The following is a 769-nucleotide window of genomic DNA, read 5'->3' as shown; positions in this document are numbered from 1 at the left end:
GTCGCGTGCCGTGAAGGAAGCAGCGGGCGCCACGTCGACCGCCACCGGCACCTCCGGCAGCCCCGGCAGCGCGAACGCCCCCTGCCCGGCCGCGGCCGATGCCACGTCGACCGGCAGCCAGGCCGCCACCAGCGCCTCGACGCGCTGCCACCACGACGCGCCGGGCGCCGCGATGTGCGGCTCGGTGCGGCTGAACACCACCTGCTCGCGCGCCCGGGTCATCGCGACGTAGAGGCCGTTCAGCTCCTCGCGCTGGCGCGCCACCTGCTCGGCCAGCATCGCCGGCGCCAGCGACGGCGGCACGTCGCCCTCGGAGTAGACGAAGGCACAGCGCGCCGGCCGGTCCAGCTCGACCGGCCAGTCGACCAGCACGGTGGCGGTCTCGGTGCCGGCCCGCTCGGGGGCGCTGTCCATGATGAAGACGACACGCGCCTCCAGCCCCTTGGCGCCGTGCACCGTCAGCAGCTGCACCGCGTTGCGCTGCGCCGGCGGCGCCACCTTCAGCGCGCGGCGCTTCAGTGCGCGCACGAAGTTGTACGGCGTCGCATAGCGCGCGCCGTCGAGCGTCAGCGCCTGGCCGAGCAGCGCGTCGATCGCATTCAGCGCCGCGGCCCGCTGCTCCGGCGGCACGACCGCCGCGACGCGTTCTCGATACGCGCCCTCGGCGACGATGCGGTCCAGCAGGTCGTGCGGCGGCAGTTCGCGCGCGGCCTGCAGCCAGGCCGGCAACAGCCGCTGCGCCCGTTGCAGCGCCGGCTGGCCGTCGTGC

At 75.8% G+C, this 769-nt stretch carries 1 protein-coding gene; it reads right to left on the bottom strand.

The genetic code is table 11. The annotated features are described in order from the left end of the window. Nucleotides 1–769: 3'-5' exonuclease (locus AC1D01_RS37175; protein WP_477874891.1), on the bottom strand; the 769-nt coding region annotated here is incomplete at both ends.

The sequence above is a fragment of the Rhizobacter sp. P3_B12 genome, assembly GCF_056402895.1.
The sequence above is the reverse complement of the archived record's forward strand: the minus strand, read 5'-3'. Positions and strand labels throughout refer to the sequence as shown.